Genomic DNA, 23,117 nt, shown 5'->3' with positions numbered 1-23,117 from the left:
GGAGGCCTTGTTAAACACTGTCGTCGTCGAAATAAACCCCGTCGTCCCTCAAAAACTTTTGGAGCTGCGTGACGTCCATATCCGCAAAGGCCTGGCCCGCCAAGCGCTGCGAAGCCGCCGTGCCGGCCGCCTGCCCCATGACGAAGCAGGCGCCGCTGGCCCGTGCCGCCGACTGGCCTTCGTGGGCCATGGACGCACAGCGCCCGGCCACCAGCAGGTTGTCCACTTCCCTGGGCACCAGCATGCGCCAGGGCAGGTCGTTGTAGGCGCGGCCCTGGGGGGTGTCCATGCCGCGCGGAAACTGCCAGTCGATCCGGCCATCCACATGCAGCTCCATCGGCCAGGCGTTGATGCCGATCACGTCGTCAAAGCGGGCCGACGACAAAATGTCTTCACCGGTCAGCGCGTACCGGCCCCGGATGCGCCGCGTTTCTCGAATGCCGACCTGCGGTGCAATGTCCACGATTTCAGACTGTTCAAAACCGGGCACCTCGCTCTTCAGGAAGCGGAAATACTCGGTGATCTGCCGGCGGCCTTCGAGCTCGCCCTCGCTGAGCTGGCGCGCATCGGTGGCGTCCATGGCGGTGCCGCCGGCGTTGCGGATCTGGGTCACGTTGGCGCGCCACTCGGCCGGGTTTTTTTGCGGACGCAAAATGGCGCCCTCGCGCGGAAACTGGTAGCGGCCAGGCTCGCGCGCCTGGGCTTGCGCCATCAGCGCATTGATGGCCTTGAACTCGCCGACAGCCGCCAGCGCACGCGGTGCATCCACATGGCCGACGCGGAACATGGTGGACGGAAACAGGGCGCTGCCGCGGCCGTCGCCCAGCTCAAACGGCACGCCGGCAAAGTGGGCGACATCGGCGTCGCCCGAACAGTCGATGAAGCTGCGGGCCCGGATGGCCTGCCGACCGGACTTGGTCTCCACCACCAGCGCGTCAATGGCTGAACCCTGCATGACAACGGCGGCGGCCCAGGCATGAAACAGCAGCTGGACGCCGCTGGCCACCAGCAACTGGTCGGCCGCGCATTTGTAGGCCGACACATCGTAGGAGCGCACCCGGATGCGCCCCTGCATGCCGTCCTGCGGCTGATTCAATCCGCCCAGCGCGTCAATGCGGGCCAGGAGCTCATCGACCACGCCATGTACCACCTGCCGCATCTGGCCGTTCTTGCGGCCATAGAGGCCGGCAAAGTTGGTGACGCCGCCCGCCGTGCCCATGCCCCCGAGAAAACCGTAGCGCTCGACCAGCAGGGTGCGCGCGCCATGGCGCGCCGCGCTGACGCTGGCGGCCAGGCCCGCGGGGCCACCGCCGATCACGACGACATCGTATTCACCGTAGACGGGCAGTGAGCGGGCAGGTTCGGTGACGGTCATCAAGTTACGCAGTGAGCGACCGTGGAGGCCATGGTGTTTCTGGACTGCCGGCCCTCACCCCAACCCTCTCCCAGAGGGAGAGGGGGCAAGAAAGCGCGGGGGCCGGTATTTTCAAGCAGGGGCCGCGGAACCGGCTTAGCCGGGCCGCAGGCGCAGCGGCCCCCTCGGGGGGCAGGGAGCTACACGCAGTGAGCGACCGTGGGGGCAACATCATTCCACCTTGATCCCGCGCATCGCGATGATGCCGCCCATGATGGCGGTTTCGTTGCGGATGCGGCTGAGCAGGCCTTCAGGCGAGGTGCCCACCGCTTGCCAGCCCTGGTTGAACAGTTTCTGGCGTGTGTCGTTGTCGCGAATGGCTTTGGAGACTTCCTGGTTCAGGCGTGCCTGTGCTGCCTTGGACAGTTTGGCCGGGCCGACCAGGGCGGTCCAGACTTCCAGGTTGAAATTGCGTACTTCAGCGTCGGCCAGCGGTGGGATTTCGGTGGCCAGGGCGCTGCGCCCGCTGGTCAGTCCAATCGCCTTGAGCTTGCCGGCCTTGATCTGCGGCAGCGCGATACCGGGCGGCACCAGCGCCATCTGGATCTGGCCGCCCAGCAGCGCGGTGACGACTTGCGGGTTGCCCTGATAAGGCACATGCACGGCAGCCAGGTTGCCGGCCGTGGACTTGAGCAGCTCCATGCCCAGGTGTCCGACCGAGCCATTGCCGACCGAGCCGTAGTTCCATTTATTACCGCCATTGCGGGCTGCGATGAAGAAGTCACTGCCCGAGGGCTGGTTCACCGGGGCCACCAGCACCAGCGGCGCCGTGGCCAGCAGGGAGATGGGGGTGAAGTCTTTCGCCGGGTCGTAAGGCAGCTTGGCGTACAGCATCTTGGCCGAGGTCAGGTTGCCATTGATCACCACGCCCAACGTGTGATCGTCCGTGGCTTTGGCCACCAGATCGGCGGCGATGTTGCCGGAGGCGCCGGGACGGTTTTCCACGATCACCGGCTGGCCCAGCGCCCGCGACAGCGGCTCGGCCAAGGTGCGTGCGGCCATGTCGGGCGTGGAGCCGCCGGGGAAACCCACCAGGATTTTGACGGGCCGGCTCGGCCAGTTGGCGGCGACTGCGGATGAAGCTGATGCGGCCTCTTTGGTCGCCGGCTTCTTCGGCGTGTTTTGGGCGGTAGCCAGCACAGGCATTGAGAGAGCAGCTATCAAAAGCGTAGCATGCGTGAAGATTTTCATACGGTTTCCCATTTCTTTAAAACCATTATTGGAACAGCTTTGACGGCTCGATTCCGTCGTACATCCACTTCAGCCCGGCAAAGCCTGCGCTCTCCGTGCCGCTCTGGAACAGCTGGTTGCGCAGCTCGCGCTGTACGCCGGCAGCGTGGTAGATGTCGCCGTAAAAGCGTGCGGTCAGCTGGACGCGGCCGGTGCGCAGATAGCGCGCCTGCTGGTATTTCTGGAAGGCCTGCAATACGTCCCCCCGGGTAAAGCGCAGGGCTTCGCGCAGCACCACGGCGTCTTCAATCGCCTGGCCCGCGCCCTGGGCCAGGTACTGCAGCATGGGATGGGCCGCATCGCCGAGCAGCGTCACGCGCCGGTCGGTCCAGTTCTTGACCGGTTCACGGTCGCACAGCACCCACATCTTCCAGGTGTCGATCTTGCCCAGCAGCTCCCGCACCTGCGGGCAGGCCTGGGCAAACCGCTCGGTGAGCTCGGCGCTGTCGCCAAAGGTGTTCCAGCCTTCGTCGTATTTGTTGCTGTGAAACACGGCGACCAGGTTGAACAGCTCGCCGCGGCGCAGGGGGTAGTGCACCAGGTGGGTTTTCTCCCCGCCCCACAGCAGCACGTCGTCGCTCCACAGGTGCGCAGGCACGTCTTCGCGCTTGAGCACGGCACGGTAGGCAATATGGCCCGAAACGCGCGGTTTGCCGTCGCCCACCACGGCTTCGCGCACCTTGCTCCACAGGCCGTCGGCGCCAATCAGGGCGGCCGCCTGCAGGGTTTCACCACCCGCCAGATGGACGGTCACGCCGTCGGCCGACTGCTCGAACGAGGCGACCTTGGCGTGGGTGCGCAAGGTGACGTTCGGCTGGGCGGCGCAGGCATCAAGAAACACCTGGTGCAGATCGGCGCGGTAAATCACGCCATAAGGAAAGCCATAAGCGGCACGGGCCATGTCCCCCAGCGCCACCCGCACCACTTTCTCGCCGGTGCGCACGTCGTTCAGCCCCAAGCCGCTCGGAAAGAACGCCACTTTGTTGATGACGCTGGTCAGGCCCAGGTAGTCAAACATCCTGAAAATGTTGGGGCCCAGCTGGATGCCGGCGCCGATTTCGCCGAAACTGGCGGCTTGCTCCAGCACGGTGACGGGGTGGCCATCCTGCGCCAGCACCAGCGCCGCGGCCAGGCCGCCGATGCCGCCGCCTGAAATGATGAAGGGGACTGCTGGTCTCACGGGTTTTGCAATACTTGAGTCGGTGGAATGCGTTTAATGATAAGTATGCTTAGTATCGTAAGTAATAGTACATACCCTGACCCGGACAGGCCCTAAACTTAAGCCATGGCAAAAAGTTTTAATTTCAGTCAAGCCCCGGGGCACCTGGTCCGCCGCGCCCATCAACTCTCGGTGGCCATCTTCATGGAAGAGACCGAGGCGTTTGACGTCACGCCGGTGCAGTTTGCCATTCTCAATGCGCTCATGGACGACCCCGGTGAAGACCAGATCACCCTGTCGGGCCGGGTGGCGTTTGACCCGGCGACCTCAGGCTCGGTGATTGGCCGCCTGGAAGCCAAGGGCCTGATCCGGCGCCAGGCCGATCCGGGCGACAGACGGCGCAAGCTGCTGTGGGTCACGCCCGAGGGTGAAAAACTGGCCTTGCAAATGAAGCGCGCGGTCGGCAGGGTGCAGCAGCGCATCGTGGCGCCGCTAGATGACGCGGAGCGCGAGCAGCTGCGGTTTCTTTTGGCCAAGCTGGTGGAGGGGCATGAAGGCGTCGAGTAATCGTTGCAGCCGCTCATCGGAGAGCGGTGCCTGATTCTTCAAGCGTTCATCATGCCGGCGAGGTGGACGAATGAGGACTAAAGATGCAGTCTCAGCGTTAGATCGTTGCAAACGTTCTCTCACTCTTGCCGTACCGGACGAAGTAACGACCGCACTCCGCGAAGGGGGCGAGTTGCTCGCTTATAGCCTGGGGTGTGTCGTCCATTATTCGAAGGGCTTGCGACTTCTTGCTGAGAAGCCACCACAGCAGAAACTCTTCGAATGAAGCGCTCTCTCTTGACTGCGCATAGAAAGTGGAAAGCGAAGGCCGACCATGAGGATGCAACCGTTGCCAAACGTCCTTCTTTGCCACGCTGGTGAATTGGCCAAGCCAACGAGCGCGATGAGTGCTGACGAACTGTTCGTTCAGGATGACGTGGCGAGCAGACATTTGCTCGTCGCGCGCTAGGGATTCTTGACTTGGCTGATAGGGCGCTAGCGCGGGTTCACCGGGATCACCGAATTGATTGCGACCAGACCTGTGCAGAAGGCGGTGAGTTTTCATGCTCATCTCAGTTCTCCGCGTGTGCTATCAACGGTTGAGGTAACAGGCAGCCTCGCAAAGCGAGGGAACCAACAAGCGCAACTTGTTGGTTGTCCTGTTGAATTGTTAGGAACCATCAAACGTCCCACACCACTAGGGAGTTGCATGTAGTGCATACCGCGAAACCTTGTGTGCCTGCCATGTACTCAGCGAACTGTCCATCTGTCATTTTCTCCGTATCTGACTCGACAAACTCAATACTTCCAACGTCATGGCAAACCGGACAAAGGCTCGGCATGTGATGGCCCGGCCCACCGATTAGTTCTGTCAATCCGAATTGGCGTGGCGCGCGCTCAGGAGCGCGTAGTTCGCCATTTTCATGTGCAAGCCATAGTTTGTAGGTTTGACTAACATCCGATCGGCACGCTTCTTTGAGCGCCTCCAAATCGAGATTGGACATTTCACGCCCGGATGTGTGTTTGCACTCCTTTAGATTGAGGCGGGATGCTTTATCCAAACTGACTCGAAACCCGGCTCTTGCGGTGAGGACCTCATGAAGATCAATGTGTTTTCCACGCAGTGGTACTTTTCCCTTGAGGCCGTAATGCCTTCGCAATACGAGCACATCAAATCCTTTTCCGTTAAATGTGATGACTTCGTCCGCATTCTGAATAAGTGCGACCAGATGAGAAGCCTCGTCTTGGGTGAAAAACTCGTATGTATTTTTCGATTCTATGTAGACGCATGCTACGCGCATTGTCGGTGCATGCTTTTGCTTTGATGGCCGCGAATCCGCACGACGGAAGTCGTTCGAAAATGGCTCTGTTTCGATATCGAAGCAAATACGATTGGTGGCCACGTGGCTTGGGTGACCCATGCGGCCAGAGCCCTTATGCAGTCTGAGTTTTTTCAAAATCGGCATGTCTGCTCCCTGCTAAATGGCCAGCCAAACCCTGCGGGTGGTAGACGCATTCTACCGACGAGGCATGCACGGAGCCACTCTTGCAACCTCGCCTTGCCGTGCGGTGTGGCCCGGCGTGCCCAGCACTTGAGAGTGATGCTCAAGTGCCCGATTCGCTACATTGTTACTCAGCAGTTCGACATACTTTGTCATCCTGAGCACAGCGAAGGATCTCGGTATGCCGGCAAGATTCTTCGCCTTGCTCAGAATGACAGCATGGGTGGCGTCGCAAAGAGCCGTTCGGGCTGAGCTTGTCGAAGCCTTGGTGCCGATCGCGCAGACCCTTCGACAAGCTCAGGGCGAACGGGGTTAACTGAACAGCATTGGGGTTAAGGGCGAGATACCGCCACTGAAGCGGACACACTGGAGCGGGGCTTTTGGGCCCCGTTTTTGCTTGAAGCAAGAACGGGGGGAGTCAGGCCGACTTGGCCAGCAGCGTGAAGTGCTCAACCACCGGCGGACTCGCAAAAAATGGCCCGACGATGGCGCGCCACTCGGCAAACGCCGGCGACTCGCGAAAACCGACCGTGTGGTCTTCCAGCGTCTCCCAGAAGATTTGCAGGATGTAGCGCTCCGGGTTTTCAATGCCTTTGTTGACCTTGAAACCCTGAAAGCCCTTGGCGTTTCGGATGACGGTGCTCAGGCCGCGCTGGATGGCTTCGTCAAAAGCAGCTTGCTGGCCGGGGTGGATGCGGATGTCGGCGAGTTCGAGAATCATGAAAAGTCCTGTTTTGGTGGCACTTGGATTAATACTGGGTGACCGGCAACTCTACCGTCAAACCGTCAAGTGCTTCGGTCAGCTTGATCTGGCAGCTCAGGCGGCTGTTGGGCCGGCTGGGCGTGGCGGTAAACGCCAGCATGGCCAGCTCTTCACCATCGGGTGGCGGCAGCTGGGCGGCAAAGGGCTCGCGTACATGGACGTGGCAGGTGGCGCAGGTCATCAGCCCGCCGCAGTCGGCGGCAATGCCCTCGACGCCGGCGGCCACGGCAGCCTGCATCAGGTTCTTGCCTGTTTGGGCTGTAGTCCCGGTCAGTTGGCCGTCGGCAGCTATGAAATTGATAGTGATCATGAGGAAGATTGAGTAAGGCGTTCAAATCCGGCTGAAATATTCACGGCGCTGCCAGTCGTCCTTGTCCTCGGCCTGCTCATAGCGGCCCAGCTCGGACTGCTTGACGCGCACCAGGTAGTCGACAAAGGCGCTGCCAAAGGCCTGGACCAGAAGCGGGTCCGCCTGCAGGGCCTGCAGCGCTTCGCCCAGGCTGGTGGGCAGCAGGGTGTCGCTGGCCCCATAGGGCGCATCGGTGGCGGGCGGCGCTTTCAGCCGGCGCGTGATGCCGTCGAGTCCGGCATGAACTTGCGAGGCCAGGTACAGGTAGGGGTTGGCGGCGGGCTCGCCGATGCGGTTTTCAATGCGCGTGGCGCCGTCGCCGCACTGGCCCACCACGCGCAGCATGGCGCCGCGGTTGTCGCGGCCCCAGAGCACGGCCTGCGGCGCCAGCGCATTCGGGCGGTAGCGGCCAAAGCCGTTGATGGTGGGCGTGCAGAACACGGCCATGCCGCGCGCATGCGCCAGCAGGCCGGCCAGGTAGTGCTCGCCCAGCTCCGACAGTGTGTTCTGGGCATCGGTTGCCGTGCTGCCCGGGGCCGGCGCTTCGCGCTGAAACACATTGCGGCCGGTTTCATTGTCGACCAGCGACTGGTGCAGGTGCCAGCCGCTGGACATGATGTTGGCAAACGGCGGGCGGCACATGAAGCTGGCGTGGTAGCCCGCGCGGCGCAGCGCCTGCTTGACCGCATTGCGAAACAGCACCATGTTGTCGGCAGCCGTCAGCGCGTCGGTGGCCTCGAACACGGCTTCCACCTGGCTGGGGCCCAGTTCGATCTCGAGCGACAGCAAGGGCAGGCCCAGCGCCTGCGCCGTGTGCTGCACGATGCGCAGGGGCTCTTCGGCCAGGTCGTACCAGCCCTCGGTCAGCAGGTTGTAGCCGGGGTGGATCATGTTCACGGCCGGCGGCAGGCCGGGCCAGCCGGCTTGCTCGGGGTCGAGCTGCGCCTCGGTGTCGCGGATGCGGTAGATGTGGAACTCGACTTCAAGCCCGCACTTCATGCCGTAGCCGGCCTGCGCCAGGCGGGTGAGCGCCTGCTGCAGCACGCGGCGTGTGTCCAGCTCCACCGGCTGGCCGTTCTGAAACCAGAGCTGGCCTTGAACCCAGCCGGTGGTGGGCGTCCACGGCAATTGCCGAAAGCTTGTCGGGTCGGCCAGCAGCAGCAGGTTGCTGGCAAATTCGAAGCCGGGCAGACCTGATGTGCCGCCGGGCTCGAACACCTTGAAGGCCGTGCGGTCGGACGTGTCCTTGAGCATCAGCGTGCTGACCATGCCCACTCCGTCCTGCATGGCTTTCGCGGCGGCGCCGGCCACCAGCGTCTTGCCTCGCGTCACGCCATGCAGGTCGCACCAGGCAAAACGCACCAGCTCCAGGCTGCTGGCAGTGATCAGCTCGGATGTGTGTTCCAGCGCTTGCTGGCGTGCGGCGTCGTGAATGCCGCAGAGCTGCGCGAAGGTCGGCACGGCCCTCACCCCAACCCTCTCCCAGAGGGAGAGGGAGTCTGAGCCACCGCTTTCACTCCCTCTCCCCCTGGGAGAGGGTTGGGGTGAGGGCTGCCCGTCCAAGGCGCGCCATCGCGCTTGGCCTGCACTGCCTCACGCCACCAGACGGGCCAGCTGCCGGCCGGCGCAATACCGTCCAGGGTGTCGGGGCCGGTCATGGCGGCGACCAGGGCGGGGTCGGCTGCGCCGGGCGGTGTGCCGCCGTTTTGCACCGTTTCAATGGCCTTGATCAGCACCCGCCGGTTGGCCATGATGACCTTGTCGGTGGTGCCCAGGTGCTCGCGCGTGCGGTCGGCAATCGGGCCCATGCTTTCCACGGCCCATTGGTCATGCACGTTGATGTCGTCTTCGCCCATGCCCAGATAGGTCTGGCTCAACTGCTCCTCGGCGTCAAAGCCCCAGCGGTTATGGCGGCCGGCCTTGGGGAGGTAGTCGGGCAGGGTGACGAACTCCAGCCGCTGCCGGCGCATCTGCTCCTTGTCCAGCGGGCCGGCAAAACTGGTGAAGATGGCGTACCAGTAGGTGTGGGTGTCGTCAACGGGCACATGCAATTGGGTGATGGTGATGGTCTCGGACAGCGGGATCACAAAGGTGTGCGGAAAGATGGCGTTGGTCACCCGCACATGCGTGAGCTGCTCCGTCATGGGGCGCAAGGCCGTGAGCTGCAGGCCATAAGGGCGCGCGTCAAAGCTGATCTCGGGCTGGGCGAACTCGCGCATGATGCGCGTCATGGGCCAGCGCTCGCCGTCCACCTCACCGGCGCTGGCACCGCGAAACTGTTTGCCGTAGCTGTCATCAAGCGATTCGTCGTTGAAAAACCGGTGCAGAAATGAAGGGTGCGCCGGGTCGATGCCGACTTCAAAGGCCTGTAGCCAGTTGGCGTTCCACAAGCCCTTGAAGGCAAAGGTGTGCGTGCCCGGTGCGGCAAAGCAGTCAAAGGCCGGGAAGGGCGGCGGCGTGCTGCCTTCCGGGCCCAGCCAGGCAAACAAAATACCGCTTTTCTCCACGACCGGGTAGCTGCGCTGCTTCACGCGCTCACACAGCTTGCTGCCCGCCGGCTCGGCCGGTGTTTCCAGGCATTGGCCGTTGACGTCAAACTTCCAGCCGTGAAACGGGCAGCGCAGGCCGCCGCCCTGTTCAAGGCTCTCGCGCCGGCCAAAGGACAGGTCGGCCCCGCGGTGAGGGCAGTCCCGGTCCAGCAGGCCCCAGGCATGGCTGGCGTCCTTGAACAGCACCAGGTCCTGGCCCAGCACGCGCACCGCCTTGACCGGGCGCTTGTCCATGCGCGGGTCCAGGCTGGGGTTGAATTCGTCGACCAGCGCGACCGGTTGCCAGTACTGGCGCATCAGCTGGCCGCAGGGGGTGCCCGGGCCGATCCGGGTGATCAATTCGTTTTGCTCAGCGTTCATGGGTGTCCTGCGGAATGAGGGTGGTCAGGCGGGAGTGTGAAAACGGTATACCAAAATTTAAATTCAGTGTACAGTCATAGTTATGAACTTGCAAGAAACCGTTTTGATGCAGTTGCGGGACCTGATCCTGCGCGGTGAATTCGAGCCCGGCCAGCGTCTGGCCGAGCAGCAGCTGGCGGAGCGGCTCGGCGCCTCGCGCACGCCTGTGCGCGCCGCGCTGGCCACGCTGGAGCAGGAGTGCCTGGTACAGATCAACGATAGCGGCGGCTACCTGGTGCGGCAATTCACCCCGCGCGAGGTGGCCGATGCCATTGCCGTGCGCGGCCACCTGGAAGGCATGGCCGCGCGTCTGGTGGCCGAGCATGGCGTTTCGCGTAGCCTGCAGCTCGATCTGCAGGCCTGCCTGGATGAAGGGGACCGCCTGCTGGCTGTCAATCCGCTGACCATGGAAAGCTATGCGGCCTACGCCGCGATGAACGACCGCTTTCACAATCTCATCCTGGAAGCCAGCGGCAACAGCGCCTTGCAGCGTGCGGTGTCACTGAACGACCGGCTGCCGTTTGCACCTGCCTCGGCCATGCTGCCGATGCAGTCCACCCTGGCCCAGGACCACGAGTGGATGAGCTATGCCCACCGGCAGCACCACATGCTGTTTGATGCGCTCAAAGCTGGCGAGGGCACCCGCGCGCAGGCGCTGGCGGTGGAGCACACCGAAGTGGCCCAGATGAACATGCGCATGGCGCTGGAGCGCCGGGCGGAGTCCGAACGGGTGATGCCGGGGATTCGGCTGGTGGTGGGGAGGTAAGCCATATCGGCTAGGTAGGTTTCCTAATGGCCGCGGCATGGCAATGTGCCTAGGATGCTTTCAACCCATCAACCGATGTGGCTGGACCTGAAAGCTTTCCATGAAACTTTTCCTGTTGCAAATTCTTGGGCTGACCATGGCCCTGTCTGCCGGCACTGCCTTTGCCCAGGACCGCTACAGCACTTCTGCAGACGGGCAGGAAGTCACCGACAGCAAAACCGGGCTGGTCTGGCGCCGCTGCGTCGAGGGCATGAACTGGAAAGTGAAGACCTGCAGTGGGAAAGCTGGGTTTTTCAACCAGGCGGATGCCGCAGCCCGTGCCAAAAACGAGGCCGCGAGCAGTGGCCAGGCCTGGCGCCTGCCGACGCTGAAGGAGTTGTCCGGCATCGTGTCTGCGCGCGAGGCGAGCCCGGATGAAGGCCGTGCGGCGATTGACCCTGCGGCCTTCCCGGCGACGCCGCTGGCGAGGTTTTGGACTTCCAGCAGCGTCGGAACGGGCTATTTCATGCACGTTGCTTTTACCGAGGGCAGCGCCGGCGAGAGCCCGCGCAGTTCTCCCGGGGCGGTGCGCCTGGTCCGCGCTGGTAAGTAGCCCCCACGCTTTTCACTTCGTGTAATGCGCTGCCCCCCGAGGGGGCCGTCGCTTGCTCGGGGCGGCCCTTCGCGGCGCTAGCCGGCAGGGCGCTTACTCTTTGGCGACCTGCAGTACCAGCTTGCCGAAGTTTTCGCCGTTGAACAGCTTGAGCAGCGTCTCGGGGAAAGTGTCCAGGCCAAACACCACGTCTTCCTTGCTCTTCATGGTGCCGGCCTTGAGGTAGCCCGCCATTTCGGCCACGCCCAGGTGGTAGCGGTCGGCGTAGTCGAACACCACAATGCCTTCCATGCGCGCACGGTTGACCAGCAGGCTCAGGTAGTTTTTGGGGCCCTGCACAGGCGTGGTGTTGTTGTACTGGCTGATGGCGCCGCAAATGATGATGCGCGCGCCCCGTGTAATTTTGGCCAGCACGTGGTCGAGAATCTCGCCGCCCACATTGTCAAAGTAAATGTCCACGCCCTTGGGGCAGTGCTCTTTGAGGCCGGTACGCACGTCATCGTTTTTGTAGTCAATGCAGGCGTCAAAGCCCAGTTCATTGACGACCCAGTCGCACTTGGCCTTGCCGCCGGCAATGCCCACCGCGCGGCAGCCCTTGAGCTTGGCAATTTGCCCCACGGTCTGGCCCACGGCGCCGGCCGCACCTGACACCACCACGGTTTCGCCGGCTTTGGGCTGGCCCACTTCCAGCAAACCAAAGTAACCGGTCATGCCGGGCATGCCCAGCACATTGAGCCAGGTGGTGAGCCCCAGGCGCGGATCGATTTTGAACATGCCGCTGCGCTTGATCTGCTCCTGCGGGATCAGGCAGTACTCCTGCACATCCAACCCGGCACTGACATAGTCGCCGACCGCAAAGTTCGGGTTTTGCGAGGCGATCACCTGGCCGACACCGCCGGCCCGCATCACGGCGCCGATCTCCACCGGCGGGATATAGCTTTTGCCTTCGTTCATCCAGCCGCGCATGGCCGGGTCGAGCGAGAGGTAAAGCGTCTTGACCAGCACACCGCCGGGGCCGGGCTCTGCCACGGGTTCGGTGGTGAAGCTCCAGTTGGCGCGGGTGGGCAGGCCTTGCGGGCGGGCGGCCAGGCGGATCTGGTGATTGGCTAATTCGGTGATGGCGGTGATGGCGCTCATGGGTTTCTCCACTGAAAAGATGGTTTTGTTGTATCCAGCACCCATATTAGTGACGCCGGGCCGGCCTGTCAGTCACGCAGGCGATTCGGCCACGGCATACGCCGGTACTGCCAGCCAATACCGTTTTCCGTTTATGCTTTCAGTCATGAAGCTTCACAACTACTTCCGCTCATCGGCCTCGTTTCGCGTTCGCATTGCGCTGGCGCTCAAGGGCCTGGACTACGACTACGTGGCCGTTCACATTGCCAAGGGCGACCACAAGAAGGAAGCCTATGCGGCCCTGTCGGCGGACACCCTGGTGCCGCTACTGGAGGTCGACGGCGAACGCCTGTCGCAATCCATGGCGATCATTGAATACCTCGATGAAACCCACCCCGAGCCTGCGCTGCTGCCCGCCGATGCCCTGGGCCGCGCCAAGGTGCGCGCGCTGGCGCAGTCGATTGCCTGCGAGATTCATCCCCTGAACAACCTGCGGGTGCTCAAATACCTCGTCAGGGAGCTCAAGGTCGAGGAAGAAGCCAAAAACACCTGGTACCGCCACTGGTGCCGCGAAGGGCTGGAGGCGTTTGAACGCCAGCTCAAGCAGCTGCCGCCCTCTACCTACTGCTATGGCAACACGCCCACGCTGGCCGACTGCTGCCTGGTGCCGCAGATTTTCAACGCCAAGCGCTTTGACGTGAACTTTGACGGCTTGCCGCGCACCATGGCCGCGTTTAACGCCTGCATGGCGCTGCCTGCTTTCCAGAAAGCCCAGCCATCGGCCTGCCCCGACAACGAAGCCTGAATGATGGAACATGGGCCGGGAGCGACGTTGTGCATGCTGACTGGCTGATCCCCGACTGGCCGGCACCCGTGGGTGTGCGGGCCGTCTTCACCAGCCGTCAGGGCGGCGTTTCTGCGCCACCCTACGACAGCCTGAACCTGGGCGACCATGTGGGCGACGAGCAGCAACGGGTCCAAGCCAACCGCGAGCGGTTGTGCCAGGCCATGGGTGCCCACGCGGTGTTTTTGAAGCAGGTGCATGGCACGGACGTCATCACGCTGGACAGCGATACGCCCGACGGCCAGCAGGCCGATGCTTGCGTGACGACCCGGCGGCAACTGGCCTGCACCATCATGGTGGCCGATTGTTTGCCGGTGCTTTTGTGCACGGAAGACGGTGCCGTGGTGGCGGCCGCCCATGCCGGCTGGCGCGGACTGGCCGGCAGAACAGGGCGTGAAGGCGGTGACGGGGTTCTGGAAGCGGTTTACAAGCGTTTTAGTGCCCTGGCCGAGGAGAAATCTGCGCAAGCAGCTATCAAAACCATAGCGTATTTGGGCCCCTGCATCGGGCCAACGGCCTTTGAAGTGGGCGCTGAGGTGAAGGCCGCCTTTGAAGCCACGCAGTCTGGCGCGGGCAGCCAGTTCGCAGCCTTGGCGGGTGGCAAATACCTGGCGAACCTGCCTGGCCTGGCGCGCCAGCGTTTGCAGGCGCTGGGCATCACCCGGATTTATGGCAACGACGGCAGCGCGCCGTGGTGCACCGTGGGCAATCCGTCACGGTTTTTTTCGCACCGGCGCGATGCCGGTGTCGACGGCAACGGTTTCTACACCACCGGTCGCATGGCGGCCTGCATCTGGATCGGGTGAGGCGGGCAGAGCAGGCGAGGCGGGCACCGCGGCAGTTTCTGCGGCAAGCGCCTGTTTGGCTTCTTCCTGCTCCTGCGCTTGCCGTGCCTTGAGGGCCTTGCGCCGCGCCGGCGAGCCCATCAGGTAAACCACCAATGCCACAGGCAGCAGGCCATAGAGTACAAAGGTAATGAGTGCGCCCAACACGGTTCCGGTGGTGTTGGCGGCTTCGGCAACACTCATCATGAGCACCACATAAATCCAGGCAATGACAATCAAATACATAAAATTTTGAGGGGTGTCATGAATTTGAGCGCAAATCCTAGGATACTGGGCAAAGCCTGAAAATGAATGCAAGACTCGACCGAAAGCTCGACTTGCACCGAGGAGACCAGCATGAATTCTGACGCAAACTGGGCCCAGGCTGCCCAGCAGTTCCAAGAGACCTTTGCCGCGAGCCTGCAAAAAGCCATGACGGCCATGGGTGGCGCGGCCAGCAATCCCGGTTTCCCGCATTTCCCCTCGATGAGCCTTCCCGATTTCGGCGCAACGCCGCCGCCGCAGTTGAGCTTTGACCCCGCCAAGCTGCAGGAACTGCAGCAAAGCTATATCCAGGACGTCAGCGCCTTGTGGAGCCAAAGCGTGCAGGCGCAAGATGCACAGGCTAGTCCCAGCGCCAGCCCCAGCCCGCCCATGGCGGCGGACCGGCGTTTCGCTGCACAGGCCTGGGGCGCCAATCCGGTTTCCAAATTTTCCGCGGCGGCCTACCTGCTCAATGCCCGCACCCTCATGGGCCTGGCCGATGCGGTCGAGGGCGACGCCAAAACCCGGGCGCGTGTGCGCTTTGCGGTCGAGCAGTGGATGGCCGCTTGCGCGCCGAGCAACTTCCTGGCCTTGAACGCCGAGGCGCAGCAAAAAGCCATCGACAGCCAGGGCGAGAGCATCGCCAGGGGCATTCAAAACCTGCTGCACGACATGAAGCAGGGCCATGTATCCATGACGGACGAGAGCGTGTTCGAGGTGGGCAAGAATGTGGCCACCACCGAAGGCGCGGTGGTGTTTGAAAACGAATTGTTCCAGCTGATCGAGTACAAGCCGCTGACGGCCAAGGTCCACGAGCGGCCGCTGCTGCTGATTCCGCCCTGCATCAACAAGTTCTACATCCTGGATTTACAGCCCGAGAACTCGCTGATCCGCTACGCCGTGGCGCAGGGCCACCGCACCTTTGTGGTGAGCTGGCGCAACCCCGACGACTCCATGGCGGGCGTGACCTGGGACGATTACATCGAGCAGGCGGCGATCCGGGCGATCGAGGTCACGCAAGAGATCACCGGCCAGGACAAGAAGGGCGGGCAAATCAACGCGCTCGGTTTCTGCGTGGGCGGCACGATACTGGGCACCGCCCTGGCCGTGCTGGCGGCGCGGGGCGACAAGCCAGTGGCCAGCGCCACCTTGCTGACCACCTTTCTGGACTTTTCAGACACCGGCGTGCTGGACCTGTTCATTGACGACGCTTTCGTCAAGTTCCGCGAAATGCAGCTTGGCCAGGGCGGCCTGCTCAAGGGGCAGGAGCTGGCCAGCACCTTCAGCTTTTTGCGGCCCAATGACCTGGTCTGGAACTACGTGGTGGGCAACTACCTCAAGGGTGAAACGCCGCCGCCGTTTGACCTGCTGTACTGGAACTCCGATGCGACCAATCTGCCCGGCCCCATGTACGCCTGGTACCTGCGCAACACCTACTTTGAAAACAACCTGATCAAGCCCGGCAAGGCCGTGGTCTGCGGCGAGAAGATTGACTTGCGCAAGGTCGATTTGCCGGTCTACATCTACGGCTCGCGCGAAGACCACATCGTGCCGATTGGCGGGGCCTACGCCTCGACCCAGCACCTGCCCGGCAAGAAGCGCTTTGTCATGGGGGCCTCGGGCCATATTGCGGGGGTCATCAACCCGCCGGCCAAAAAGAAGCGCTCATACTGGACCAACGACAAGCTGCCCAAAACACTGGACGCCTGGACCGAAGGGGCCCAGGAGCACCCGGGCAGCTGGTGGGGCGACTGGTCGGCCTGGCTCAAGGGGCACGCGGGCAAGCAGATTGCCGCGCCCAAAAACTATGGCAGCCGCAAGTACAAGGCCATCGAGCCCGCACCCGGCCGCTATGTGAAGGCCAAGGCTTGAATGGAAAACGTTGTCATCCCGGGCTTGACCCGGGATCCATGCCGCAGGTGAAGCAGCGCACCGACATGGATTGCGGGTCAAGCCCGCAATGACAGGCAGCTGGGTTTTATTGGAGGGACTTATGGAAGACATCGTTATCGTTTCAGCCGCCCGCACCGCCGTCGGAAAATTTGGCGGCACGCTGGCCAAAACCCCGGCGACCGAGCTGGGCGCCGCCGTGATCAAGGCCGTGGTCGAGCGCTCGGGCCTGTCGGCAGAGCAGGTAGGCGAAGTCATCATGGGCCAGGTGCTCACCGCGGGCGCCGGCCAGAACCCGGCGCGCCAGGCGCTGGTCAAGGCGGGTTTTCCGCACGCCATTCCGGGCCTGACCATCAACGCCGTGTGCGGCTCGGGCCTCAAGGCGGTGATGCTGGCTGCGCAGGCTGTGGGTACCGGTGACAGCGAGATCGTGATCGCGGGCGGCCAGGAGAGCATGAGCGCGGCGCCCCATGTGCTCAATGGCTCGCGCGACGGCCAGCGCATGGGCGACTGGAAGATGATCGACTCCATGATCGTCGACGGCCTGTGGGACGTGTACAACCAATACCACATGGGTATCACGGCTGAAAACGTCGCCAAGAAGTACGGCATAGCCCGCGAAGCCCAGGACGCGCTGGCCCTTGCCAGCCAGACCAAGGCCGCAGCGGCGCAGGACGCCGGCAAGTTCAAGGACGAGATCGTGCCGTTTTCCATCGCCCAGAAAAAAGGCGATCCGATCGTGTTTGCCGCTGACGAGTTCATCAACCGCAAGACCAGTGCCGAAGGCCTGGCGGGCCTGCGCCCGGCGTTTGACAAGGCCGGCGGCGTGACCGCCGGCAATGCCTCGGGACTCAACGACGGCGCTGCCGCGGTGATGGTCATGACGGCGAAAAAAGCCGCCGCCTTGGGCCTCAAGCCGCTGGCGCGCATTGCCAGCTATGCCACCAGCGGTCTGGATCCGGCCTACATGGGCATGGGCCCGGTGCCGGCCTCGACCAAGGCACTTGCCCGTGCCGGCTGGAAAGCGCAAGACCTCGACCTGCTGGAGATCAACGAGGCCTTTGCCGCGCAGGCCTGTGCCGTGAACAAGGAAATGGGCTGGGACACCAGCAAGATCAACGTCAATGGCGGCGCGATCGCCATTGGTCACCCGATTGGTGCGTCCGGTTGCCGCATTCTGGTCACGCTGCTGCACGAGATGGTGCGCCGCGATGCCAAAAAAGGCATTGCCAGCCTGTGCATAGGCGGTGGCATGGGGGTTGCCCTCACACTGGAGCGCTGAATAACGGTTAAAACAGGCTGTAGCTGGCATCATTATTGCGCAAGCAGCTACTTAATTGATAGCAAAACCGGTTTCACAGAGCAATTTATAAATCAAGGAGCAGCAAATGACCAAACGAGTAGCGTACGTAACCGGCGGCATGGGTGGCATCGGAACCGCAATTTGCCAGCGGCTCGCCAAGGATGGTTTCACGGTGGTGGCCGGTTGCGGCCCCACACGCGACCACGGCAAGTGGCTGGACGAGCAGAAGGCGCAGGGTTTTACCTTTTACGCCTCGGCCGGCAATGTGGGCGACTGGGACTCCACCGTCGCCGCTTTCCAGAAAGTCATGGCCGAGCATGGCCGCGTCGATGTGCTGGTGAACAACGCCGGCATCACGCGTGACAGCCAGTTTCGCAAGATGAGCAAGGCCGACTGGGATGCCGTGATCTCCACCAATCTCAACAGCATGTTCAACGTGACCAAGCAGGTCATCGAGGGCATGGTTGAGCGCAAGTGGGGCCGCATCATCAACATCAGCTCGGTCAACGGCCAGAAGGGCCAGTTCGGCCAGACCAACTACTCCACGGCCAAGGCCGGCCTGCACGGCTTTACCATGGCGCTGGCGCAGGAAGTGGCCGCCAAAGGCATCACGGTCAACACCGTGAGCCCCGGCTACATCGGCACCGACATGGTCAAGGCCATCCGCCCCGAGGTGCTGGAGAAAATCGTTGCCGACGTGCCCGCCAAACGCCTGGGCGAGCCCAGCGAGATCGCTTCCATCATCGCCTGGCTGGCGTCGGATGAAGGGGGCTATTCCACCGGCGCCGACTTCTCCGTCAATGGCGGCCTGCACATGGGTTGAGTCGTGGGCTGAGGGGTTTCAATCCGCTTCAAAAAACCCGCTTCGGCGGGTTTTTTGGTGGCGTGCCAAGTGTGTGATAAAGCCTGAGCACCGCCGCCCGCACCAGCGGCAGGCGGTCGTTGCCAAAGTACATGTCATCGCCCACAAAAAACGTGGGCGAGCCAAAGGCGCCGCGCCGGATCGCTTCGTCGGTGTTGGCCTTGAGCTGCTCCTTGATGCCCGGCTGTGCAATACCGGCCAGAAACGCCTCGGCATCAATGCCGCTCTGGCGGCAAATGGCCGCCAGCACTGCATCTTGCGAAATGTCTTCCTCGCGGCTGAAGTAAGCGGCAAAGGTTGCTTCGATGAAGGCCAGGTAGTGCTCTTTGGCCTTCCCGTCCTGCGCCATCCACAGGCAGCCGCGCATGGCCTTGACGCTGTTGACCGGAAACACCCTGGGCGGAAATGCCATCTGCAAGCCCGCCTCGCGGGCGCAGTCCTGCACGTCCTTGAGCATGTAACGGTTCCTGGGCGAATTCATGTCTTCACGCGCCGTGTAAATGCCCTGGTTGACGCTGTTGAAAATACCGCCCACCAGCACCGGCCGCCAGCTGATGGGGATCTTCAGTTCCCGGGCAAGAGGCTGGATGTTGCGAAACGCAATGTAGGTCCAGGGGCTGGAGCAGTCAAAGAAAAATTCAATCATGGTGTCTGGCTTGGTGGTTCGGGTGTTTCAGTTGTTTCAGTTGTCTTGCCTGTTTCAGGCGAGCTTGTGCTGGCCATCGCGCACGCTTTGTGCGGTCTGGCCAAACAGGGCCTGGCGGGCCTCGTCGGTCAGTGCCGGGGCGCGCAACTCCTTGCCCAGGTCCAGCCCGCGTTTGACCGCAGGGCGCTGAAACAGCGCGTCATACCAGCGCTGGACATGGGGGAAGTCAGCGAGTTCCACCTGCTGTGCCTTGTGGGTGCGCGTCCAGGGGAAAATCGCCATGTCGGCAATGGAGTAATCGGTGCCGGCAACGTAGGCGCCGGTGCGTGCCAGCTGGGCATCCAGCACGCCATACAGGCGATTGACTTCCTTGCCGTAGCGCTCAATCGCGTAAGGCAGCTTCTCGGGGGCATACAACAGAAAGTGGCCATTTTGGCCCGCCATCGGCCCCAGCCCGCCCATTTGCCACATCAGCCACTGCAGCGCCTGGTAGCGCCCGTGCCCATCAGCAGGCAGGAAACGGCCGGTTTTCTCGGCCAGATAAATCAGGATGGCACCGCTTTCAAACACGGCCACCGGCTCGCTGGCGCCAGCCGGCGCATGGTCGACGATGGCGGGCATGCGGTTGTTGGGGCTGATGGCCAGAAACTCGGGCGCAAACTGCTCGCCCTTGCCAATGTTCACGGGCCGCAGCCGGTAGGGCAGGCCGCATTCTTCCAGCATGATGGAAATTTTCCAGCCGTTGGGCGTGGGCCAGTAGTGCAGGTCAATCATGGTTTGTTCTCGCGGTGTTCAGGGGGGCAAATTTGAAATGAAAGCTGCTTATGGAGGCCCGACGAATTTAAATGAAAGCCGCCAGACCGGCGTGGTCACGCCTGATCAGGCCGGCTTGCGTGCCCTGGCTGTCCATCATTTCAAAATCAGAAAAATCAAAACCCGGCCCCACCATGCAGGCCACCAGGGCGTAACCATCAGGCTGATCGGGCTGGGGCTTGGCCGCCTGCCACAGGCCGGCGGCAATGACGTGCTGGGGCTGCCGGCCTGTGCCGTCATCGCTGGCGACAGGCCCGAGAACCGTGCAATAGGCGCTGTTTTTGGCAGCATCCCATGTCCACAGATCAAGGGGCGCACCCTCCAGATGCACCCAGACCTCGTCGGACAGCACCTTGTGCCAGCGGGAGTGTTGTCCGGCCTCCAGCAGAAAGTAGATCGCGGTGAGGGCGTTGCGCGGGGGGCGGCCGTCTTGCGGACTGACCTGCGCGGCGGAGCGGAACACTTCGCGGTACCAGCCGCCTTCAGGGTGGGGCTGCAGCTGCAGGCTGGTGATCAGTTGCCGGGCGCGCGGGACTTGTTGGGGGACAGGCTGAGGCATGAGGCGCAGTGTGCCTCAAATCCGGAAAGCCGGTCGCTAGTTCAAGTCTTCCATGGCCAGCAGGTGGTACCTTTGCGCATAGGAAAAAGGCACTTTGCGCACGGCCTCCATCATGCGCTCGGTTTCATCGTCCGAATGCACATGAACCATCAGGGCGTGATGGCCTTCCTGCGCCAGGTCCACATACTTGCGAACGGTGGCGCGTTCGGTGCCCACCTGCGGCAGGGTGATGTTGGAATGCCCGTCCATCTTGCCGATGTCCTTGAGGATGACGGTGGGCGTCAGCAGCATCACGTGCTCGCCGCTGGGGTTGCCGGCCTCCAGTTCGCGCGCAACCTGCTCGGCGTGCGCGACATCCGGGAACATGATGAAGGCATAGCCGGTGGGGTAGAAGACGCCCCGAATGCTCAGCATTTTTCTGCTTAGCGCAAAGTCTTTCATGATGAATCCTTTCTTGCGTTAACGCGTCATTCGTACGCAGAAATTCAACATTTCCTCATTTCCTGTCAGGTGCTTAATACTCTTCCTGTCAGACTCTGGCGTCAAGTCCGTTATCGGCCGTTATCCGCCTCTTGCCGGCGCGGCCCTGTCATGGTCACAGCTCAGGGCAGCTCCTCAAGCTTGAGCATGGGTTCCGACATGACGCGCACGGTGCTTTGCAGGCCGTCCAGAAGGCGGTTGGCAAAGTAGCTGCTCTGGGTGTCGGGCTCCAGCGCAGCGATCACCAGGTTGGCCAGGGGCTGGTTCAGGGGGACGTAGTAGCTGTCTTTGGGGGCATCGAGCACGCCGCGCACCAGCGTTACCTCGGCCTTGATGATCTCGCTGCTGTCGGCGATGGTGCCGCGCACGTCCTGCCGCGCACCTGCAGTGCGCGAGGTTTCCTGGTAGGCGTCACCCAGCACGGAGCTTGGCTCCAGCAGGCGCATCACCTGCACGCCATGCAGGCGCAGCCGTTCCACCGCGGTGGTGGATGCGGCAGACAACCAGTAGCCGCAGGGGCGCACCCGGCTTTTTAGCGTGCGCAGCGCCAGCGCCGAATTCCAGTCGACGGTGACTTTTTTGTCGGCCCCGGTCACCGGGTCCAGCATGGTCAGCTCGTACTGCGCGGGGGTGTGGCCGGCCTCCACAACGGCCTGCTCCTTGCAGGCCAGGGCGCTCTGCTCCTTGTCGATGTAGGGGCGCAGCTGGTTCAGCTCCTGGGCCCGCTGGGCGGTGCTGGCGAGCACGCTGGTGATGGCCGTCACATGGGTGTGCACGCGCCGCTGGATGTGCAGGCGGCCGATGCCCACGCCGCGCGTTTCAAGCAGCAGGCTGACGGTGTTCTTCAGGCCGTTCACATTGCGGCCCGTATCCGGCTGGGTGCCGCCCATGGAGATTTTCTTGTCGGCCAGGTCGGTGGAGGTGGTGTAGTACCACTCGGTGCTCAGGCCCTGTGCCTTGAGGGCGGCCACCAGCGGGCGGCGGTACCACTCTTCGGCCGCCTTGGTCAGGAACTCGGGCAGGTTGGCGGTGGTGGCGTACTGCAGCATGGCATCGAACTTTTGCACCGTGCCAAACTTTTGCAGGAAGCGGCCCACCACGGTGTATTCGTGCGCGTCGACCACCACGGTCGGGCGGTAGGCCCGCGTGAGCCTGGCCAGCGCCTGAGCTTCCGGGGTATTGAGCAGCAGGTGGTCGCGGTTCATGTCCAGCCCGCCCGCGGTCACGCGGTTGTCGCTGGCCGCGCCGTCCGGATTGGCACGCGGCACGATAACCACGTTGAGGCGGTCCAGCACGGGCTGCAGCAGGCCTTGCGACAGTTCGCGGGCCACCACCAGCAGGGCTTCACTGCCCGCAGGCTCGTTGCCATGCTGCTGGCCGATCAGCAAGACCGTGGGGCGGCCGGTGGCCAGCACCGCACCGGCCTCGGTATCGGCAGCACGGGTCAGCACCAGGGCTTCCAGCGCTTCGCCGCGCTGCGACACGCCGATGGACAGCACCGCGGCTTTCAGGCCTGCAGTGCGCGAGGCAGCCGCTGCCTGATCGCGCAGCCAGCTGCGCACCTCGTCATTGCTGGTGAAGCTGGTGCGACCGGCCTGCAGCCCGGGCGTGCTGTAAACGACAGCGGGATCGGGAAAGCGCGCGGCCACGGCCGGGCTGTAAGGCAGGGGGGCTGCCACCAGCGCGGGGGCTGGCGCTGGCGCGATAGCGATAGGCTTGGCTTGTACTGGCGCCGGAGCCGGGGCGGCGACGGGCGCGTTGCTGGCCGCTGCGGTGGGGTTGGCTGCAGGCTTGGCTGCGGGCACAGGCGGCCAGGGCGGCAGCGGCACCGATGCGCAGGCGGCCAGCAAGGCCAGCAAGACCAGTGACGGGGCCGCCAGCCAGAGTCGCCCGGCCCAAGGCCGGTGGCCGGACTGCCGGGGGCCGGGTGCGCGGGGTGGTGCGGCGGGTCTGCTCATGGTTGTCATTCCTTCTTCGTCTTGTGCGTCTATCTCGTGCGGTATAGCCTGGCCTGTTTGGGTGGGCGGCAGTTTCAACCTAGAAACCGCAGTTGGACGCGCCCGAGTGGGCCGCCATGGGGTGGGCTGGCAAGGCGCGACGAGGCAGCAGGCTGATGCCTGCAAGGAGGAGCAACGCCGCCAGCGCGCGCCAGGGCGGCTCAATCGGGTGCGTAGCGCTGTCACCCAAAAAGTGAACTCGCGCGTGAGCGAATAAGTATGTGTTCATGCGGTCTTGCCAGCGGTTAAT

25 protein-coding genes are annotated in these 23,117 nt (G+C 63.1%); 8 read left to right on the top strand and 17 right to left on the bottom strand.

What is annotated here, in order from left to right:
- Positions 1 to 10: 10 nt before the first annotated feature.
- The 3 genes from V6M61_RS05300 to V6M61_RS05290 form a co-directional block, all read right to left on the bottom strand.
- On the bottom strand, positions 11 to 1,375 hold the full coding sequence (locus tag V6M61_RS05300; RefSeq protein ID WP_332775527.1) for an FAD-dependent oxidoreductase: 1,365 nt from the start codon (positions 1,373 to 1,375) through the stop codon (positions 11 to 13).
- Between the two features lie 210 nt (positions 1,376 to 1,585).
- Entirely contained in the window at positions 1,586 to 2,560 is a 975-nt protein-coding gene (locus V6M61_RS05295; protein WP_332775526.1) for a Bug family tripartite tricarboxylate transporter substrate binding protein, read from the bottom strand.
- A 70-nt stretch (positions 2,561 to 2,630) separates the two neighbouring features.
- A complete protein-coding gene (locus V6M61_RS05290; protein ID WP_332775525.1) occupies positions 2,631 to 3,824 on the bottom strand; it encodes a 3-hydroxybenzoate 6-monooxygenase in 1,194 nt (397 codons plus the stop codon).
- A 105-nt stretch (positions 3,825 to 3,929) separates the two neighbouring features.
- Between V6M61_RS05290 and V6M61_RS05285 the strand changes: the two genes are divergently transcribed.
- Entirely contained in the window at positions 3,930 to 4,370 is a 441-nt protein-coding gene (locus V6M61_RS05285; RefSeq protein WP_332775524.1) for a MarR family winged helix-turn-helix transcriptional regulator, read from the top strand.
- A gap of 97 nt (positions 4,371 to 4,467) precedes the next feature.
- Here the strand turns inward: V6M61_RS05285 and V6M61_RS05280 are convergent, their stop codons facing one another.
- The 6 genes from V6M61_RS05280 to V6M61_RS05255 all read right to left on the bottom strand — a co-directional run bounded on the left by V6M61_RS05280 (position 4,468) and on the right by V6M61_RS05255 (position 9,872).
- Positions 4,468 to 4,920: a hypothetical protein gene (locus V6M61_RS05280; protein ID WP_332775523.1), complete on the bottom strand. Its 453-nt coding sequence runs from the start codon at positions 4,918 to 4,920 to the stop codon at positions 4,468 to 4,470.
- A gap of 109 nt (positions 4,921 to 5,029) precedes the next feature.
- Positions 5,030 to 5,815 (bottom strand): ribonuclease H-like domain-containing protein, encoded by a 786-nt coding sequence (locus V6M61_RS05275; protein ID WP_332775522.1) that lies wholly within the window; start codon positions 5,813 to 5,815, stop codon positions 5,030 to 5,032.
- Between the two features lie 454 nt (positions 5,816 to 6,269).
- Entirely contained in the window at positions 6,270 to 6,572 is a 303-nt protein-coding gene (locus V6M61_RS05270) for an antibiotic biosynthesis monooxygenase family protein (protein WP_332775521.1), read from the bottom strand.
- A gap of 28 nt (positions 6,573 to 6,600) precedes the next feature.
- A complete protein-coding gene (locus V6M61_RS05265; RefSeq protein WP_332775520.1) occupies positions 6,601 to 6,924 on the bottom strand; it encodes a 2Fe-2S iron-sulfur cluster-binding protein in 324 nt (107 codons plus the stop codon).
- Between the two features lie 21 nt (positions 6,925 to 6,945).
- A complete protein-coding gene (locus V6M61_RS05260) occupies positions 6,946 to 8,424 on the bottom strand; it encodes a glutamine synthetase family protein (protein ID WP_332775519.1) in 1,479 nt (492 codons plus the stop codon).
- Between the two features lie 5 nt (positions 8,425 to 8,429).
- The gene (locus V6M61_RS05255; RefSeq protein WP_332775518.1) at positions 8,430 to 9,872 is read right to left on the bottom strand and encodes a Rieske 2Fe-2S domain-containing protein; all 1,443 of its coding nucleotides are present in this window, start codon (positions 9,870 to 9,872) and stop codon (positions 8,430 to 8,432) included.
- An 82-nt stretch (positions 9,873 to 9,954) separates the two neighbouring features.
- Here V6M61_RS05255 and V6M61_RS05250 point away from each other — a divergent pair, with 82 nt between their 5' ends.
- Together V6M61_RS05250 and V6M61_RS05245 are read left to right on the top strand one after the other, a co-directional pair.
- Entirely contained in the window at positions 9,955 to 10,677 is a 723-nt protein-coding gene (locus V6M61_RS05250; RefSeq protein ID WP_332775517.1) for a GntR family transcriptional regulator, read from the top strand.
- Positions 10,678 to 10,777: 100 nt separating this feature from the next.
- Positions 10,778 to 11,269, top strand: coding sequence for an Lcl C-terminal domain-containing protein (locus V6M61_RS05245; RefSeq protein ID WP_332775516.1), 492 nt, complete (start codon positions 10,778 to 10,780; stop codon positions 11,267 to 11,269).
- Between the two features lie 93 nt (positions 11,270 to 11,362).
- On the opposite strand, the gene V6M61_RS05240 is transcribed toward V6M61_RS05245, so the two are convergent.
- On the bottom strand, positions 11,363 to 12,406 hold the full coding sequence (locus V6M61_RS05240; RefSeq protein WP_332775515.1) for an NADP-dependent oxidoreductase: 1,044 nt from the start codon (positions 12,404 to 12,406) through the stop codon (positions 11,363 to 11,365).
- 145 nt (positions 12,407 to 12,551) lie between these two features.
- Here V6M61_RS05240 and maiA point away from each other — a divergent pair, with 145 nt between their 5' ends.
- Both maiA and pgeF read left to right on the top strand, forming a co-directional pair.
- On the top strand, positions 12,552 to 13,190 hold the full coding sequence (maiA, locus tag V6M61_RS05235; protein WP_332775514.1) for a maleylacetoacetate isomerase: 639 nt from the start codon (positions 12,552 to 12,554) through the stop codon (positions 13,188 to 13,190).
- A 29-nt stretch (positions 13,191 to 13,219) separates the two neighbouring features.
- Positions 13,220 to 14,035, top strand: coding sequence for a peptidoglycan editing factor PgeF (gene pgeF / locus V6M61_RS05230; RefSeq protein ID WP_332775513.1), 816 nt, complete (start codon positions 13,220 to 13,222; stop codon positions 14,033 to 14,035).
- Here pgeF and V6M61_RS05225 read toward each other — a convergent pair.
- Positions 13,943 to 14,299 (bottom strand): hypothetical protein, encoded by a 357-nt coding sequence (locus V6M61_RS05225; protein WP_332775512.1) that lies wholly within the window; start codon positions 14,297 to 14,299, stop codon positions 13,943 to 13,945. The two genes, pgeF and V6M61_RS05225, sit on opposite strands and share 93 nt — an antisense overlap.
- A 111-nt stretch (positions 14,300 to 14,410) precedes the next feature.
- Between V6M61_RS05225 and phaC the strand changes: the two genes are divergently transcribed.
- The 3 genes from phaC (at position 14,411) to phbB (ending at position 18,333) form a co-directional block, all read left to right on the top strand.
- Complete coding sequence (phaC, locus tag V6M61_RS05220) at positions 14,411 to 16,189, top strand: class I poly(R)-hydroxyalkanoic acid synthase (RefSeq protein ID WP_332775511.1); 1,779 nt, start codon at positions 14,411 to 14,413, stop codon at positions 16,187 to 16,189.
- Positions 16,190 to 16,310: 121 nt separating this feature from the next.
- Positions 16,311 to 17,489 carry an acetyl-CoA C-acetyltransferase gene (locus tag V6M61_RS05215; RefSeq protein WP_332775510.1) on the top strand — a complete coding sequence of 393 codons (1,179 nt, stop codon included), beginning with the start codon at positions 16,311 to 16,313 and terminating at the stop codon, positions 17,487 to 17,489.
- 106 nt (positions 17,490 to 17,595) lie between these two features.
- Positions 17,596 to 18,333: an acetoacetyl-CoA reductase gene (phbB, locus tag V6M61_RS05210; RefSeq protein ID WP_332775509.1), complete on the top strand. Its 738-nt coding sequence runs from the start codon at positions 17,596 to 17,598 to the stop codon at positions 18,331 to 18,333.
- Positions 18,334 to 18,361: 28 nt separating this feature from the next.
- Here the strand turns inward: phbB and V6M61_RS05205 are convergent, their stop codons facing one another.
- The 6 genes from V6M61_RS05205 to V6M61_RS05180 all read right to left on the bottom strand — a co-directional run.
- Positions 18,362 to 19,018, bottom strand: coding sequence for a 2-hydroxychromene-2-carboxylate isomerase (locus tag V6M61_RS05205; RefSeq protein WP_332775508.1), 657 nt, complete (start codon positions 19,016 to 19,018; stop codon positions 18,362 to 18,364).
- A 54-nt stretch (positions 19,019 to 19,072) separates the two neighbouring features.
- Positions 19,073 to 19,792 (bottom strand): glutathione binding-like protein, encoded by a 720-nt coding sequence (locus V6M61_RS05200; protein ID WP_332775507.1) that lies wholly within the window; start codon positions 19,790 to 19,792, stop codon positions 19,073 to 19,075.
- Between the two features lie 67 nt (positions 19,793 to 19,859).
- Entirely contained in the window at positions 19,860 to 20,390 is a 531-nt protein-coding gene (locus tag V6M61_RS05195; RefSeq protein ID WP_332775506.1) for a cupin domain-containing protein, read from the bottom strand.
- Between the two features lie 36 nt (positions 20,391 to 20,426).
- Entirely contained in the window at positions 20,427 to 20,831 is a 405-nt protein-coding gene (locus V6M61_RS05190) for an RNA-binding protein (protein WP_332775505.1), read from the bottom strand.
- Positions 20,832 to 20,992: 161 nt separating this feature from the next.
- Positions 20,993 to 22,828 (bottom strand): M14 family metallopeptidase, encoded by a 1,836-nt coding sequence (locus V6M61_RS05185; protein ID WP_332775504.1) that lies wholly within the window; start codon positions 22,826 to 22,828, stop codon positions 20,993 to 20,995.
- 79 nt (positions 22,829 to 22,907) lie between these two features.
- The coding region (locus tag V6M61_RS05180) for a hypothetical protein (RefSeq protein ID WP_332775503.1) at positions 22,908 to 23,117 on the bottom strand (210 nt) is incomplete at its 5' end.

This window comes from Polaromonas sp. (assembly GCF_036676035.1).
Taxonomy (GTDB): domain Bacteria; phylum Pseudomonadota; class Gammaproteobacteria; order Burkholderiales; family Burkholderiaceae_C; genus Polaromonas.
Note: the sequence above shows the minus strand (reverse complement) of the source record. Positions and strands in the feature narration are given on the sequence as shown.

What these genes read in the sequence shown, in the direction of transcription:
- V6M61_RS05300 (WP_332775527.1), bottom strand. Translation starts at nt 1,375, where the DNA reads ATGACCGTCACCGAACCTGCCCGCTCACTGCCCGTCTACGGTGAATAC.
- V6M61_RS05295 (WP_332775526.1), bottom strand. Translation starts at nt 2,560, where the DNA reads ATGCCTGTGCTGGCTACCGCCCAAAACACGCCGAAGAAGCCGGCGACC.
- V6M61_RS05285 (WP_332775524.1), top strand. Translation starts at nt 3,930, where the DNA reads ATGGCAAAAAGTTTTAATTTCAGTCAAGCCCCGGGGCACCTGGTCCGC.
- V6M61_RS05280 (WP_332775523.1), bottom strand. Translation starts at nt 4,920, where the DNA reads ATGAGCATGAAAACTCACCGCCTTCTGCACAGGTCTGGTCGCAATCAA.
- V6M61_RS05275 (WP_332775522.1), bottom strand. Translation starts at nt 5,815, where the DNA reads ATGCCGATTTTGAAAAAACTCAGACTGCATAAGGGCTCTGGCCGCATG.
- V6M61_RS05270 (WP_332775521.1), bottom strand. Translation starts at nt 6,572, where the DNA reads ATGATTCTCGAACTCGCCGACATCCGCATCCACCCCGGCCAGCAAGCT.
- V6M61_RS05265 (WP_332775520.1), bottom strand. Translation starts at nt 6,924, where the DNA reads ATGATCACTATCAATTTCATAGCTGCCGACGGCCAACTGACCGGGACT.
- V6M61_RS05255 (WP_332775518.1), bottom strand. Translation starts at nt 9,872, where the DNA reads ATGAACGCTGAGCAAAACGAATTGATCACCCGGATCGGCCCGGGCACC.
- V6M61_RS05250 (WP_332775517.1), top strand. Translation starts at nt 9,955, where the DNA reads ATGAACTTGCAAGAAACCGTTTTGATGCAGTTGCGGGACCTGATCCTG.
- V6M61_RS05245 (WP_332775516.1), top strand. Translation starts at nt 10,778, where the DNA reads ATGAAACTTTTCCTGTTGCAAATTCTTGGGCTGACCATGGCCCTGTCT.
- V6M61_RS05240 (WP_332775515.1), bottom strand. Translation starts at nt 12,406, where the DNA reads ATGAGCGCCATCACCGCCATCACCGAATTAGCCAATCACCAGATCCGC.
- maiA (WP_332775514.1), top strand. Translation starts at nt 12,552, where the DNA reads ATGAAGCTTCACAACTACTTCCGCTCATCGGCCTCGTTTCGCGTTCGC.
- V6M61_RS05225 (WP_332775512.1), bottom strand. Translation starts at nt 14,299, where the DNA reads ATGTATTTGATTGTCATTGCCTGGATTTATGTGGTGCTCATGATGAGT.
- phaC (WP_332775511.1), top strand. Translation starts at nt 14,411, where the DNA reads ATGAATTCTGACGCAAACTGGGCCCAGGCTGCCCAGCAGTTCCAAGAG.
- V6M61_RS05215 (WP_332775510.1), top strand. Translation starts at nt 16,311, where the DNA reads ATGGAAGACATCGTTATCGTTTCAGCCGCCCGCACCGCCGTCGGAAAA.
- phbB (WP_332775509.1), top strand. Translation starts at nt 17,596, where the DNA reads ATGACCAAACGAGTAGCGTACGTAACCGGCGGCATGGGTGGCATCGGA.
- V6M61_RS05205 (WP_332775508.1), bottom strand. Translation starts at nt 19,018, where the DNA reads ATGATTGAATTTTTCTTTGACTGCTCCAGCCCCTGGACCTACATTGCG.
- V6M61_RS05200 (WP_332775507.1), bottom strand. Translation starts at nt 19,792, where the DNA reads ATGATTGACCTGCACTACTGGCCCACGCCCAACGGCTGGAAAATTTCC.
- V6M61_RS05195 (WP_332775506.1), bottom strand. Translation starts at nt 20,390, where the DNA reads ATGCCTCAGCCTGTCCCCCAACAAGTCCCGCGCGCCCGGCAACTGATC.
- V6M61_RS05190 (WP_332775505.1), bottom strand. Translation starts at nt 20,831, where the DNA reads ATGAAAGACTTTGCGCTAAGCAGAAAAATGCTGAGCATTCGGGGCGTC.
- V6M61_RS05185 (WP_332775504.1), bottom strand. Translation starts at nt 22,828, where the DNA reads ATGAGCAGACCCGCCGCACCACCCCGCGCACCCGGCCCCCGGCAGTCC.